At 58.1% G+C, this 14,981-nt stretch carries 11 protein-coding genes; 5 read left to right on the top strand and 6 right to left on the bottom strand.

Features of this window, described 5'->3' with window-relative positions:
* Positions 1 to 65: 65 nt before the first annotated feature.
* Positions 66 to 2,030, bottom strand: a complete 1,965-nt coding sequence (locus tag F2P67_RS08505) for an alkyl/aryl-sulfatase (protein ID WP_166219385.1) — start codon at positions 2,028 to 2,030, stop codon at positions 66 to 68.
* A 398-nt stretch (positions 2,031 to 2,428) separates the two neighbouring features.
* Between F2P67_RS08505 and F2P67_RS08500 the strand changes: the two genes are divergently transcribed.
* Positions 2,429 to 2,965 carry a hypothetical protein gene (locus tag F2P67_RS08500; RefSeq protein WP_166219383.1) on the top strand — a complete coding sequence of 179 codons (537 nt, stop codon included), beginning with the start codon at positions 2,429 to 2,431 and terminating at the stop codon, positions 2,963 to 2,965.
* 235 nt (positions 2,966 to 3,200) lie between these two features.
* On the opposite strand, the gene F2P67_RS08495 is transcribed toward F2P67_RS08500, so the two are convergent.
* The 5 genes from F2P67_RS08495 to F2P67_RS08475 all read right to left on the bottom strand — a co-directional run bounded on the left by F2P67_RS08495 (position 3,201) and on the right by F2P67_RS08475 (position 10,289).
* Complete coding sequence (locus tag F2P67_RS08495; protein ID WP_166219381.1) at positions 3,201 to 3,941, bottom strand: NAD-dependent epimerase/dehydratase family protein; 741 nt, start codon at positions 3,939 to 3,941, stop codon at positions 3,201 to 3,203.
* Between the two features lie 62 nt (positions 3,942 to 4,003).
* Positions 4,004 to 6,862 carry a sensor domain-containing phosphodiesterase gene (locus F2P67_RS08490; RefSeq protein WP_166219380.1) on the bottom strand — a complete coding sequence of 953 codons (2,859 nt, stop codon included), beginning with the start codon at positions 6,860 to 6,862 and terminating at the stop codon, positions 4,004 to 4,006.
* Between the two features lie 185 nt (positions 6,863 to 7,047).
* Positions 7,048 to 8,394: a glutamine synthetase family protein gene (locus F2P67_RS08485; protein WP_166219378.1), complete on the bottom strand. Its 1,347-nt coding sequence runs from the start codon at positions 8,392 to 8,394 to the stop codon at positions 7,048 to 7,050.
* Positions 8,395 to 8,416: 22 nt separating this feature from the next.
* Positions 8,417 to 8,974 (bottom strand): helix-turn-helix domain-containing protein, encoded by a 558-nt coding sequence (locus F2P67_RS08480; RefSeq protein ID WP_166219376.1) that lies wholly within the window; start codon positions 8,972 to 8,974, stop codon positions 8,417 to 8,419.
* Between the two features lie 25 nt (positions 8,975 to 8,999).
* Entirely contained in the window at positions 9,000 to 10,289 is a 1,290-nt protein-coding gene (locus tag F2P67_RS08475; protein ID WP_166219374.1) for an NAD(P)/FAD-dependent oxidoreductase, read from the bottom strand.
* Positions 10,290 to 10,630: 341 nt separating this feature from the next.
* Between F2P67_RS08475 and F2P67_RS08470 the strand changes: the two genes are divergently transcribed.
* From F2P67_RS08470 to F2P67_RS08455, 4 genes are all read left to right on the top strand, one after another.
* Positions 10,631 to 10,969: a hypothetical protein gene (locus F2P67_RS08470; protein WP_166219372.1), complete on the top strand. Its 339-nt coding sequence runs from the start codon at positions 10,631 to 10,633 to the stop codon at positions 10,967 to 10,969.
* 356 nt (positions 10,970 to 11,325) lie between these two features.
* Entirely contained in the window at positions 11,326 to 12,831 is a 1,506-nt protein-coding gene (proP, locus tag F2P67_RS08465; RefSeq protein ID WP_166219370.1) for a glycine betaine/L-proline transporter ProP, read from the top strand.
* Between the two features lie 143 nt (positions 12,832 to 12,974).
* Positions 12,975 to 13,568, top strand: coding sequence for a hypothetical protein (locus F2P67_RS08460; RefSeq protein WP_166219368.1), 594 nt, complete (start codon positions 12,975 to 12,977; stop codon positions 13,566 to 13,568).
* A gap of 103 nt (positions 13,569 to 13,671) precedes the next feature.
* On the top strand, positions 13,672 to 14,976 hold the full coding sequence (locus tag F2P67_RS08455; protein ID WP_166219683.1) for an OmpP1/FadL family transporter: 1,305 nt from the start codon (positions 13,672 to 13,674) through the stop codon (positions 14,974 to 14,976).
* Positions 14,977 to 14,981 lie beyond the last annotated feature (5 nt).

Genomic DNA, 14,981 nt, shown 5'->3' with positions numbered 1-14,981 from the left:
ACGTAAACGCGTAGTACGCAACGCCCTCTTGCGGGGCGCTGCGCTGGATTGGAGAAACGAAACGACTAAGGCTCGGCGATGGTGAACCAGAAATCGAACTTGTCGAAGTAGGCCAACAGGCTCTTGAACTTATCCTTGTCGCCTTCGATTTTCACTTCACCGCTTTCGGAGAGGTTGCCCAGCTTCAGTTTGCCCAAGGCGATATCGTCAAGGGTGCTGCGATTGAGCGAGACGCTGCCGTCTGCCTTGTCATCATGCTGGTTCAACGCATAGTTCATGACGCCATTTTTCACCGTCAACAGGTACTTCTCTTTGGTATCAGGAAACTCCAGGTTGTACGTAAAGCTCTTGTCCGCAACGTTTGGTCCGTTCAGGTGAATGGCCAGGAAGTCGAGGAACATCTGGGTGGTCATGCCGCGGATAATGTCCGGCGAGCTGGTGTTCGGCGTGGCCATTTTCTTCACGCCGCCGCGTAACTCCTGGGCACCTGACAGGTAGAAGTTCCGGGCCGGGCCGGACTCGGCTTGATAACCCATCTGCTCCAAGGCATCGGCTTCCAGCTCTCGCGCTTTCTTGTTCTCGGGATCAGCGAAAACGACCTTGTTACTGACCGTGGCTGACCAGCGATAATCACCTTTGTCATAGGCTTGTTTGGCCGTTTCGAGCATTTTATCGGCACCGACCATTTCAACGAATTTCTTCGCTTCGTCCACCGGTGGCAGCGGGTTGAATGTCGCCGGATTGCCGTCCCAGAAACCCAGGTAGAGTTGATAGGTTGCGCGGACGTTGTGCTTGAGGTCGCCGTAGTAGCCTCGGTTGTAGAACTCCTTGGCCAAGCTATCGGGCAGTACAAACTTCTCGGCGATCTCATGCATGGTCATGCCCTCGTTGGCCATACGCAGGGTCTGATCATTGATGTATTTATACAGGTCGCGTTGTTTGCCCAGGTGCTCGACAACCCGCTCCTTGCCCCATTGCGGCCAGTGGTGGCTGCCCATGGAAACTTCAGCCTTGTCGCCCCACATGGCGATGGTTTCAGACAGCGTATCTGCCCATTTTTTCGCACTGCGCACTTTGGCACCACGCAGCGTCAGGATGTTGTGCAGGGTGTGGTTGCCATCCTCTGCCAGGTCCAGCACCTTGAATTGCGGAAAGTAGAACAGCATTTCAGCGGGGGCTTCGGTGCCGGGCGCCATTTGGAACTCAATGTCGATACCGTCAACTGTAAGCTTCTCACCCGTCTTGCTGATCAGCTTGGTCGGCTCGAACAGCGTGATAGTCCCCGCTGCGGTTGTCAGGCCCAGCCCTCCGCCGACGTTGCCTTGAGGGTTCTTCGGCAGCAGGTTGCCATACATGTAAGAGGCACGGCGGCTCATCGCAGTGCCGGCGAACACGTTTTCACTGACGGCTTCCTCCATGAAACCTTCAGGAGCAATTACCGGTACTTTGCCGGCTTTCACATCCTTCTCGTCGACGATTGCACGCAAGCCGGCAAAGTGGTCGACGTGTGAGTGCGTGAAGATCACCGCTGTGACGGGCAGTTTCTCGACTTTTTCATTGACCAACGCCAGTGCAGCCTTCGCGGTCTCTGTAGAGGTCAGCGGATCGATGACGATCCAGCCGGTCTTCCCGCGCACGAAGGTGACGTTTGCCAAGTCGATGTTGCGAACCTGGTAGATGCCGTCCACCACTTTAAACAGACCACGACCAGCCATAATCTGCGATTGGCGCCACAAACTAGGGTTAACGGTATCTGGAGTCGGGCCCTCCTTCTTCAGGAAGTCGTACTGCGAAAGGTCGATAACGGTATTGCCTGTTTCGCCCTTGATCACGGGGCTGGGCAGGTCGGCGATAAAGCCGTTTTTAGCGTCTTCGAAGTCCTGCTTGTTGGCGAAGGGAAGGTAGTCCGCAACGGCCTGATTGGCTTTCTTGGTTGCGTCGGTAGCAGCGTTGGGGGCCGCATAAACGTTAGCGGTTAAACACAAAGAGGTGAGGGTTATTACGGCGCATCGCTTATGCAGGTTCCGCATGCAATTTCTCCTGAAAATATCCCCCTTGGAAATACAAGGCTCCAAGGTATTCAATGAAATAGATAGCAGTTCGATTAGCAGTTCGGAGCCTAGGACAGGTTTATCGATTTTGCACAAAATTATTTAACATCACCTTCCGGAAGAGCGCGATCCAGAGCGGTATTGCCACACCAATGAGAGGGATAATCGAAAAGAAATATTCAGTAATAAAGTGGGTGGTTAGATTTCAGCGTCTGGCATAGCAATTGCCATCCGATCAAGGGGGAGAACTCCCCCGGATAACGAATATTCGCCGCCATGGTCGACTGGAGCGTGATCAGGAGCGAACGTGGATGTTGTACTAAGCTGGCTTTGGCAATGAACGCGAGCAGCGCGTTTCCTATGAGAAGGACGTGAATATGAAAACAGTGCTACTCAAGATTAAACATGAATTCATGAAGGCACTTCCGCCGACCATTTTCTTTTTCATCATCCTGCACATTGTTGCACTCATTCGAGCTCTCATGATCAAGGGGTCGGGGGTTGATTTACCTGTCTCCGCCTCGGTGCTGATCGCCTCCCTCGTGCTCGGCAAGTCCGTGTTGGTGGCGGACATGTTGCCGTTCATCAATCGTTTCCCGGAAAAACCGCTGATCTGGAATGTCACATGGAAGACGCTGATGTACGCCTTGGTCGCGCTGGTCGTTCACTACCTGGAGCGCCTTTACGACTACTGGAAGGAAGCCCCCACCTTTATGGACGCCAACTCACTGTTATGGACATCAATGAATTGGCCGCGCTTTTGGGCGGTGCAGATATTACTCGTGACATTGATCTTCATGTATTGCGTCATCGCTGAACTGGCGCGCGTCATCGGACGCGATCGACTCAAGGCGATCTTCCTCGGCCCATTGCCAGCAGACGTTCGGGCAAATAGCGAAACAGGCATCAGCTGAGTGGTCGTTCAGTGGCAGCCTGTATTGTTAAAAAAGTTCAGACGAGCGTCAGCTTTTGATGACCCTAAACGTCCCGTTGGGGGGTGGCAGCTGGTAGCACTCTGACCACCGTCCTTGGATTAAAAGCCATTTGCGCAGAGGGCAGCTAATAGCCGGTCTTTTCACTGACACGGTGGCGGTGAGGAAGGAAAACTGATTTATTTCAGAAAAATAAATCAGTCTCTTCTATCTGCAGTCAGTCAGATTGAACACGCCCCTCCAGAATCCTGAACGCATCATCCAGTGGCGTGTACCCGACCACTTTTTTCGTCGTATCAATCGACAGGCGTTTGTATCGGTTATCCGAAACACCATGAACAACGTGGTAGCCACTCAGCTCGGCGTTGACGCAGTTGCCGAGCAGCGCGACCACATCCCTGACGCTGATAAACGCAGCCACGTCCCGAGGACTATGGGTTTCCCCCGGCTGAAAGGTAGCGACGTTGGCAATGCGCACGGCGATGGTTGTCATTTGCCCATCGTTGGCGTGCAGCGAAGCGAGCGCTTCCCCAAACGCCTTGCTCACGCCGTAATGGTTGCCGGGTCTGGGGGCCATGTGTTCATGCACCTGGACATCTTTTGGATAGCCTTCAATCGCCTGTGCACTGCTCGCGAAAATGAAGCGCTTGCAGCCTTGGGCTTTGGCGGCGGTGAGCATGTTGTAGGTGCCGATAATGTTCACCGGTAGCAACGAGGTCATGAAATCCGCGTCTGCATTGGGGTCCGCCGCGAGGTGAATGACCGTGTGTATGCCTTCGCACGCTTCAAGGCATCGGGCGGGATCAGTGATGTCGAGAGAAATACGCTCTGCCGACGCCGGGAGTCCGGAAATGTCCAGATCCGCCAGACGCAAGTCTGCGCAATCGCCCTGTGCTGCCCAGAAGGCGCTGCCGATCTGGCCCGCAGCACCAGTGACGAGAATTTTTTTCGTGCTCATGCCTGTATGTCCTTATGGTCGAGCTGATAGTGGTCGATGGGTGGAGCGCGTAGTTTTCAGTGTCACACCAGCCCAGTGGCCAACAACGCCTCCAGCCCCATCGGCCGGGCAAAGTAATAACCCTGGGCCTGCCCTGCCCCCATTTCCCTTAGCAGATCCAGCGTTGCCTGATCTTCGACCCCTTCGGCGACCACGCTCAGATCCAGGGATTCGGCCATGCGCACAATCGCCCGAACAATCGCACGGCTGCGAGGGCTACTGGTCAGTTCGAAGATGAACGACTTGTCGATCTTCAAGCCGCTAAAGCGGTATTGGTGCACGTAACTCAGGGAAGAAAATCCCGCGCCGAAGTCGTCGAGCACCACGGACATGCCGTGATCCGCCAGTTGCTGCATGGTCTGGCGGGCAATCGCTGGCTCCGCGACCAGCGCGCCTTCGGTCAACTCCAGACAGATGCGCGACGGTGAGACCTGATGCCGCGCCAGCAAGGCCAGCACTTCACTGGCGAATTCCGGACGCGCCATGCTGTAACTGGAGCAATTGACGTGCACCGCCGGCCAGTTGGCGTGTTCAGGCTGTGCGAGGATCTGCGCGATGCTGTTGAGCATGTACAGATCCAGCCGGCCGATCAGGCGCAAGCCTTCGACATCCGGGAGAAACTCGCCCGGTGCGATGACCCGGCCGCCCGGCTGATGCCAACGAATCAGCGCCTCCAGCGCCATCAGCTCGCCGGTTTCGACGCTGACAATCGGCTGAAAGTAGGGCAACAGTTCATCATTGCGTTTGAGCGCGTTGCGCAAGGCGACTTCGCGCTCGACCTGATCGGAGACTTCCCGTCGCACTTCCTGATTGAACACCGCGTAACTGTCGCGCCCGGCGCTCTTGACCCGATACATCGCGGCGTCGGCATCGCGCAGCAAATCGGCGGGCTCATTGTGAAACTGGGTATCGGCGCTGACGATGCCGATGCTGCAAGACGAAAACACTTCATGGCCATTGATGAAAAACGGCAGGTCGAATGCCAGCAGAATGCGCTCGGCGATTTCGACCAGCACATCCAGCGGTGCGTCAGGCGCGAGTACCGAGAATTCATCACCGCCCAACCGTGCCAGCATGTCGGTTTCACGCAGGCAACCGCGTAACCGCTGGGCAGCCTGTATCAGCAACAGATCGCCAAATTGATGGCCGAGGCTGTCGTTGACCATTTTGAAGCGATCCAGGTCGATGAACATCACCGCGAGATGCCCGCCTTCGCTGCCAAATCTCGACCAGGCCTGGTTGAGGCGCTGTTGCAGGTAGGTGCGATTAGGCAATCCGGTCAGGGCGTCGTGGGCGTTTTCATGCTGCAACTTGGCGTTGGCGTGATCGAGTTCGCGGGTGCGGCTCTGTACCCGCGCTTCGAGCCTGAGATTGGCGGTATGGATCGCTTCGGCGGCGCTGCGTCGTGACAGGGCGGTGTCGATGTGCCGCGACACGAAGGTCAACAGCTCCTGATCCCGCAGGGTGTAGCTCACCTGCGAGGTATAGCTCTGCACCGCCAGCACGCCACGCACTACGTCATCTTCAAACAACGGAATACCCAGCCAGGAGTAGGACCGGTAATACTCTTCGGCAAGCTCGATTTCACCCTGAGCAGATAAATGCTCACCTTCGGCAACATCGATCAGGCATGGCCGGCGCTGGCGGATAACGTACTCGGTCAAGCCACGACGGCCACGCCGCGCTGCCGGGCAGATGGTCTGCCGCTCATCGACGTAATAGGGAAACGTCACTTCGCCGGTCGAGTCGTCGAACAGCGCGATGTAGAAGTTCTGGGCGAAGAGCAAATCGCCGACGATGCCGTGCAAGGATCGAAACAACTCTGCCATGTCACCCGGCTGGCTCGACAGTTCGGCAATCTGGAAAAGTGCGTTCTGCAGGTGCTCGGCGCGTTCGCGGTCGGCCACTTCCTGGCGCAAGGCATCGTTGAGCGCAGACAACTCCAGGGTGCGGCGCATCACCGTTTCTTCCAGATCCGCCCGGTGCAGAAGGCGATCCAGTGCCATGGCCACGTGACGGGCGACCACCAGAAACAGCGCACGGTCTTCAGCACTGTAAGTACGGGAAACGTCGTACACCTGCATCGCCAGCATGCCAAACACCTCGTCCGAGGCGTTTTTCAGCGGGGCGCCCATCCAGAACTCGGGACGATCACCCAGACACCAAAACCGCCCCTGCGCCTGGGCCTGCAGAATGCCTGCCGCATCGATCAGCAACGGCTGGCCACTGGTCAGCACCTGGCCGGTCATCGACAGTCGATTCGGGTTCAGATACTCAAAGTTCTCGGATGCCGGGGCCTGGGCGTCAATGATGTCGACGTAATACGGATAATCAATCTTGCCGGTGTGCGGGTCATACAGCGCGAGGTAGAAGTTCTCGGCGTCGATCAGGCTCGCCAGCAAGCGGTGAACCCCCACCAGAAACACCGAGCGGTCACGGGTCGAGCTGGCCAGGTAAGTAATTTCATACAACACACGCTGAGTAATCTGCGCTCGCGCCAGGGTGTTGGTCTGCACTGCAACGCCCAGACGCTGGGCAAATTCGGCGAGCGCCGGTTCGTTCGCCTGCTCGATCGGCGCGAGCAGCCATCCCAGCACACTTTCGCCTTTGCCAGTCGGCCATCGGTGCAGGTGATGGATGAGGCAAAAGGCCTCGAATTGCTCATTGGCCAGACTGGAGGGCCATTGCCCCAGTGGGTCGCCCTGCCCGACCAGATGCATTTGTTCACCGGCGCGATAAACCGCCCACGAGGTGGTGTGCGCCCAATGGCGCGCCGCGTCGATTAACTGCTCAATGCTGTCCTGATTGCCTTCGAGCCCGGATGTGACCACGCCGCAATCGCTCGATTGCCTCGTACAGTCGGTCAATGGACGAACACGCATCAGCGCTCCCTGAGCCAAGAATGGCGATAGTCACTTGTGTGTTGATTGCTAGCACTGTGCCAGTCACCTTTCCGTTTAAAGCTTGTAACGATTTTTTTCAATGGTTTTATGACGGTTGTGCGATTCGGATCGCATCCGGCGCAGGTCGGGAGTGGGGACAGCGCGGCTGCCCCACTGCGCCAGGATCACAAATACCAGCGATATTCCCGCGCGCTGATCTCCTGCATGAATGCCAAGTGATCCTGGCGCTTGTTTTCGCAATACACATCGACGAACTCTGCGCCCAGGCCTTCACGCAATGACGGCTGATGCTGCATCGCCCTCACCGCTTCAAACATTTCGGTCGGGAAACCGATGCCGCTGTCGCGATCTTCGTTGAGCGGCGCAATCGGCTCCTGGCCTGTCGCGAGTCCGTGCTCCAGCCCCACCAGAATCGCCGCCAGCACCAGGTACGGATTGGCATCGGCGCCGGCGAGGCGATATTCGATGCGCAGGTTTTTGTCGTCCGACTCAGGAATGCGCAGGCACGCGTCGCGATCTTCAAAACCCCAGCTCGCTTTGGTGGCTGTGTTCACCGTGCCACCCAGACGGCGCATGGCGTTCTGGTTCGGGGCGAAGATGGGCATGCTGTGTGGCAGCAGTTCCAGGCAGCCGGCGACGGCGTGGCGCAATGGTCGCTGCTCGTGCGCCGCGAGCAGATTATTGCCCTGCGCATCGTAAAGACTGACATGCACGTGCATGCCGCTACCGGGATGTTGCAGATAAGGCTTGGCCATGAAACTGGCACGATAACCATGTTTGAGCGCGACGCCGCGGGTGCTGCGGCAGAACAGCGCCGCCCAGTCGGCGGCACGCAAACCGTCGTCGAGATGACCGAAATTGATTTCGAACTGACCGGGGCCAAGCTCCGCCGTGATGACAGTAGCGTCGATACCTTGGGCGCGGCTGGCTTCGACCATTTCGTCGAGCACCGGCGCGAAACGTGACAGGCGCTCGATGTGCATGTTCGGCTGATCATCGGCGTCCTCGGTAAGGTCATCGCGGGGAAATTGCGGCAAGCCGTCGCGCAGTTTTTTATCGAACAGGTAGAACTCCAGTTCAAAGGCAACGACCGGGTGAATGCCTTTGCGTTTCAGGCGATTGAGCACCTGCGCCAGGACTTCGCGGGGTTCGAATTCGATCGGTTTTTCGGTGCCGTCCGAGGTGATCAGCATCTGCCCGAGTGGCTGCGCTTCCCAGGTCACCGGTTTGAGCGTGCCGGGCACCAGGCGGCGCACGGCGTCCGGGTCACCGTCGTTGAAGCAGTAATCGCCGATCTTGAACAGCCCGCCCTGCACGCCCAGCAGCACGCAGTTTTGCGGTAGCTTGAGTGCGCTGCCCGCCGCGACTTTTTCGAGCATGTCCACCGGGTAACGTTTGCCATAGAAGTGCCCTGGAATGTCCAGGGAAATCAGGTCGACATAACGCACCTCGGGAAAGCGTTGGCGAAACGCACGCACTTCGGCCAGCAGGTCAGCGCAGACAGCGTCCATCGTGTTCATCCTTTTATTGTTCTCAGGTGTAGACCCACAGCACGCGGGTGAGCTGGTCGGTGAGGTTGCCGTAGCGGCAACGGGTGTGGCTGTCGAACTGGAAGCTGTCGCCAGCCTTCAACGTCGCGGGTTCTTCGTCGTCGCCCAGCCACAAGGTCAGTTCGCCTTCGAGCACGTAACCGCCCTGCTCCGAGCTGTCGCTGAGGTGCCGGTCACCGCTGCTGGCACCGGCTTCCAGATGGCTTTCGAGCATGGAGAACGAGGCGCGCATCTGCGGAGAAACCAGAATGTCGGTAATACCGTTGGCGTAATACAGCGTGCGACGCTCGTCCGGACGGGTCACCCACGGCAACTCTTTGGCCTTGGGCAAACTATAGAAATAAGTGGTCGGCACGCCGAAGGTTTCGCTGATCGCCGTGAGATCGGCCACCGTCGGCCGCGACAAGCCGCGCTCGACCTGCGAGAGAAAGCCGACCGAGCGGCCAATCTTGTCCGCCAGCTCCTTCAACGTGCATTTCTTGTGCTTGCGCAAGTCGTGGATGAGGATCGCCAGCGCGGCGATTTCTTCTTGCTTGTTCATGGTCGGGATTCCGCATATTGATTCATCAGACGCTGTCCCGCAGCCGATACCAGGCCTTGCCAATGGCCTCGAGCGGCGCTGCCAGATATTTACCGCCGGGGAAGCTGCCATTCCTCAAGCCCTGATACAACGCCAATTCATCGCCATCGCCGAGAATGGCGTCGGACACCGCGCGAGCAGCGGCGAGCGTCGGCAACACACCGTGGCCCGAATAACCCTGCAGCCAATAACGGTTGCCTTCGCCGCCAATGTCCGGCGTGCGATTGAGGGTCAGGTCGATGTGGCCGCCCCAGGCAAATTCCACCGCGACACCTTTGAGCTGCGGGAATACTCGCTCGAGAAACGGCCGGGTTGCCGCCGCGATGTCCTTGGGCATGCCACCCAGATAGGTGCAGCCGCCACCAAACAACAAGCGGTTATCCGGCGTGCGCCGGAAGTAGTCGAGGACGAATTGGTTGTCGGTGACGCAGACGTTGCTCGGTAAAAGCGCGGTGGCTTGTTCCGGCGACAACGGCGCGGTGGCCACTTGATAAGTGCCCACCGGCAGAATGCAACTGGCGAGTTGCGGATCAAGTTCATCAAGGTAGGCGTTGCAGGCCAGCACCAGTACATCGGCGCGAATCGAGCCGTGTTCGGTGTTCACCCGAAAGCCATCGCCTTCCTGCCGATAACTCAGCGCTTTGCTGTGTTCGTAGATCTGGCCGCCGGCGCCTTCGATGGCGGCGGCCAGGCCCAGTGCAAGTTTCAGCGGATTGAGGTGGGCGCCTTCCGGGTCATAAAGTCCCGCCTGATAGCGCTCGCTGGCCACCCATTGCGCCAGCTCTTCGCGAGGAATGAACTGCAACGCATCATGACCCCATTTGTGGCTGGCTTCGTGTTGCCATTCAGTCAGCAGACTGACGCGCCGTGGCATCACCGACGTCCATAAATGCCCCGGCCGATAGTCGCAATCGAACCCATGACGCGCCGGCAATTCACGCAGTTCCCGAGCGGCCCAGCGCATGCCGTCCCACAGGCGCTTCGCCCGCTCCTGGCCGAGCGCAGCTTCCAGCGGCGGCATGTCACACGACCAGCCGAGAATCGCCTGCCCGCCATTTCGCCCCGAAGCCGCCCACGCCACCCGACTGGCTTCCAGCAGCGTCACGCGTTTGCCGGCTAGCGCCAGACGCAACGCCGTGTGCAGGCCGCTGAAACCGGCGCCGACGATGACCACCTCGGTGCTCTGCTCGCCCGCCAATGCAGGCCGATTGCGCAGAAGATCTGCGCAACTGTGGGCGTAGTAACTGTCGACGTGCTGTCGGGACTGCTGAAACATGCGCGGCCTCATGAAATTATCTTTTTATAATTTCATGAAAATCTATACGGTTTATTTCACAGCGGCAACCCTGACTTCTTTTCGGCAGTCCGCTTACGGTCACAGAAAAGTGCGAATCCAAACCACTCTGTCCCCTGCACACCTTCCTGCACAGCGCCTTTCATGAAGGCTATGCGTTGCCGAGATCTTAAGCAAAGGCAGTGGCGCGCCGCTTCCAAATGACAAGCAGGCGCTGACGGCTGAAGACGTCAATGTAGTCCTGGATGATTCTTTAGTCCTACGCCCGTTTTGTCGTCTAACGTGAGATACAGATATCCGCAGCACAAGGGACACGGCCAGAGATGAGCAACTTCCCCATCGTTGCGACGATACTTTCGATGATTCTGGGGTTGTCCGTGACGCGGCTGCTGCTTGGCGCTTTGACGGTATTTCGCATCCGGCGAGCAGCGGCGCCGGATTGGGTAGCGTTGCTGTGGGCGGTCATGCTCTTCGCTACGCAACTGGATTTCTTCATTCTTCCGCTGTGTGCCTTCGCGGCGAAAGCACGCAAGGCTTACACAGCGATTACCCTGATTTATCTGCCGATCAATGCGCTGGACATCGTTGTTTCGTTGACGAATCAGGCGTTATTTCAAAAGACAGATCAAAAGATCGCAGACTCTGTGGCAAGGCTTGATTGATGTGTTGTGGCTGCTGACGCTTTCGGGAGCAAGCCCCCTCCCACAGTGATCTATGTCGGCCACAAAACTCAGCCACACCACCAAACCTGTGGGAGCGGGCTTGTTCGCGAAGGCTGACTCACAGGCAATGCAGCCCTTGCGGCAGAAGAAACTCGTCACCTCGTTCAATCGGAATGCCGGGTTTTGTGGTTTTCGCAAGACAGATCAACAGATCGCAGCCTTCGGCAGCGCCGACAGGGAAAAAAAGTAGTGAGTAGTGAATTATTTCGTGTCCGCATGTATCTGAGGCAGAGAGCACGCGCCATCAAATAGATGGCATCGCAGCGGCAAGATGGATAAGTAAAAGAGAATTCCGGATGAAATCACGTAAAAACAGCGTCAAACCGATCGGCCTGAAAGACATCACCATCGTCGACGACGCCAAGATGCGCAAAGCGATTACCGCTGCGGCTCTGGGCAACGCCATGGAATGGTTCGACTTTGGTGTTTACGGCTTTGTCGCCTATGCGCTCGGCAAGATCTTCTTCCCCGGCGCCGACCCTGGCGTGCAGATGATCGCTGCGTTGGCAACCTTCTCGGTGCCCTTCCTGATCCGGCCGTTGGGCGGCCTGTTCTTCGGCGCGTTGGGTGACAAGTACGGGCGACAGAAAGTCCTCGCCGCGACCATCGTGATCATGTCGCTGAGTACCTTCGCCATCGGCCTGATTCCGTCCTATGACTCGATCGGCATCTGGGCGCCAATCCTGTTGTTGCTTGCGAAAATGGCGCAGGGCTTCTCGGTCGGTGGCGAGTACACCGGCGCTTCGATTTTCGTCGCCGAGTACGCGCCGGATCGCAAGCGCGGTTTCCTCGGCAGTTGGCTGGACTTTGGCTCGATTGCCGGTTTCGTGCTCGGTGCCGGTGTCGTCGTGCTGATTTCCACGATCATCGGCGAAGAGAAGTTTCTTGAATGGGGCTGGCGTCTGCCGTTCTTCCTTGCCCTGCCCCTGGGCATGATCGGTCTGTACCTGCGTCACGCCCTCGAAGAAACCCCGGCGTTCCAGCAGCACGTGGAAAAACTCGAGCAAGGTGACCGCGAAGGTCTGGCCGGCGGCCCGAAAGTGTCGTTCAAGGAAGTCGCGACCAAACACTGGCGCAGCCTGATGACTTGCGTCGGCGTGGTCGCGGTGACCAATGTCACCTACTACATGCTGCTCACCTACATGCCGAGTTACCTGTCGCACAACCTGCATTACAGTGAAAACCGTGGCGTGCTGATCATCATCGCGATCATGGTCGGCATGCTGTTCGTGCAGCCGCTGATCGGCTTCGTCAGCGACAAGATCGGCCGCAAACCCTTCATTGTTGTCGGCAGTATTGGCCTGTTCATTCTGGCGATTCCGGCGTTCATGCTGATCAACAGCGGCAAGATCGGCCTGATCTTCTCCGGGCTGTTGATGCTCGCGGTGTTGCTGAACTTCTTCATCGGCGTGATGGCGTCGACGCTGCCGGCGATGTTCCCCACGCACATTCGTTACAGCGCACTGGCAGCGTCCTTCAACATTTCGGTGCTGATCGCCGGTCTGACCCCGACCGTGGTGGCGTGGCTGGTGGAAAGCACCAATGACCTGTACATGCCGGCGTATTACCTGATGGTGATTGCCGTGGTCGGCCTGATCACCGGCGTGACCATGAAAGAAACCGCCAACAAACCCCTGCGCGGCGCGGCCCCGGCGGCTTCCGACCTCGCCGAAGCCAAAGAACTGCTGCAAGAACACCACGACAACATCGAGCAAAAGATCGAAGACATCGACGCCGAAATTGCCGAACTGGAAGCCAAACGCAAAAACCTGGTGCAGCAGCATCCGCGGATCAACGAGTAAGTCATTTCCCCCAGGCAAACTGCCGGTTCTTGGCAGTTCGCTCCTTTTCCGCAGCCGTGATGCCCAGCCATCACGGCTGCGGCCCGATGAAACTCGACTAGCCTTGAACCCTGACCAACACAGGTCTTCCTCAAGGAGCGGTCATGTTCAAGTTCATCAAAACCACCGTGATTGGCGGGGTGTTGTTCATCCTCCCGTTGGTGCTGATCGTCGTCCTCATCGAAAAAGCCATTCACCTGCTGCGCGGTCCCGTGCAAAAAATGCTGCCAATGTTCGAAGGCCGTGACGTGTCCGGCGTGACGCTGATCGGCGTGGCGACGCTGGTGGGCTTGATCATCCTGTGTTTTCTCGCCGGCCTGTTGGCGCGCACCTCAGTGGCGGCGCGGGCACTTGAGGCAACGGAAGACAAAGTGCTGAGCAATCTGCCGGGTTATCAGTTGCTCAAGGACGCGACCTCACGATTTGCCGGCATGGAGAACGCGGACGGCTCGAAGGTCGGCATGATCGCCGAGGGCGAAGGCTGGCGTTTGTGTGTGGTGCTTGAAACGGTCGATGACTGGGTGACGATTTTCATGCCGGACGGTGGCCCTGCGGGAGGCACGGCTGGCGAGGTGCGTTTGTTGCCTGCGGCGCAAGTGATCGTCAGCGACCTGCCTTGGTTGACTCTGGCCACTGGTTTGCGGCGCGGCGGTCGTGGTTTGCTGGAACAGATGCAACCGTGGCTGCACAAGGCCTGACACGTCGTCACTGATTTCTTTGTTTTTAAGTGGCGCATTGGCCGGGCCTTTCTATGCTCAAACGATTCGCGCGACCATAAGGGAGAAAGCCGCTATGCCGAGAATGCCTTTGCAACGTGTCAACGCCTCGGTAAGAGGTGCTTTATCGTCCGTTTGCGTCACGGGACTATTGGTCACCAGTCTCTCGGCCGAGGCCGGCGGGATCATGATTTACGAGGCGGGCCATGAAGGCAGCGGTCTGGCCAACGCCGGCTCGGCGGTGCTGGCCAGTGATCCAAGCGTTCTGATGACCAACCCGGCGGGCATCAGTGAACTGGCCGGGACTCAGGTCAACTTCAACGCTCAGCTGATTCTCGGCGACGTGAGTTTCTCCCGCGACAACGACAACACCTTTGGCGGCAACGAAGGCGGCAACGCCTTGAAGTACCTGCCTGGCAGCAGTTTCTTCATCAGTCACCAACTCGACGACCGCTCCTCCATCGGTTTCGGCATGTACGGCAACTTCGGCCTCGCACTGGACTACGACGATGACTGGGCCGGGCGTTACTTCTCGCAGGAATCGGCGATCATCGGCATCTCGTTCCAGCCGACGTATGCCTACCGGATCACCGACGATTTGTCGGTGGGCATCGGCCCGCGCTTCATGCTCGGCTATTTCCGCACCGAAGTGGCGGTCAACAACAACGTGCTCGGGCTGGGTAACGCCGCCGACGGCCAGTTACGCTACAAGGACACCGACTGGGGCACCGGGGTCAACGTCGGCGTGCTCTACAAACTCAATGAGCGGACCAAGCTGGGGCTGGCCTACACCAGCAAGATCAAACTCGAATTCGAAGACAAACCGGAGCTGAAAAACATCTCCAATCCGCTGCTGCGTCTGGCGCTCAACCGGCTCGATGTCGATCAGTTGAACATCGACATGAACGTACCGCAGACCGTCACCACCAGTATTTCCTATCAGCTTGATCCGCAATGGAAACTGCTCGGAAGTCTCGGCTGGCAGGACTGGAGCGACTTCGGCGCCATCGGCATCGAGGTCGATACCGACAGTGCCTCGACTTCGACCACCGCGCAACGCAAATACAAGGACACCTGGCACGCTTCCATCGGTGCGCAGAATCAGATCAACCCGAAACTGCGCTGGAACGTGGGGCTGGGTTACGACTCCTCGGCCGTGGACGACAAGGATCGCACTGTCGACAACCCGATGGCCGAAGCCTGGCGCCTGGCGACCGGGGTCAATTACGCCCTGCAGGAAAACCTCGACCTGCACATGAGCTATACCCTGGTTTATCTCGGCGACATGGAGGTGCAGCAAACCAAGTCGCGCTCCGGTGGCACGGTCTCCGGCGAATACAAACACGCCGCCCTGCATGTGCTGGGCGGCGGTCTGGTCTGGCGTTTCTAGGACGT

The organism is Pseudomonas atagonensis, from assembly GCF_011369485.1.
Taxonomy (GTDB): Bacteria; Pseudomonadota; Gammaproteobacteria; order Pseudomonadales; family Pseudomonadaceae; genus Aquipseudomonas; species Aquipseudomonas atagonensis.
Note: the sequence above shows the minus strand (reverse complement) of the source record. Positions and strands in the feature narration are given on the sequence as shown.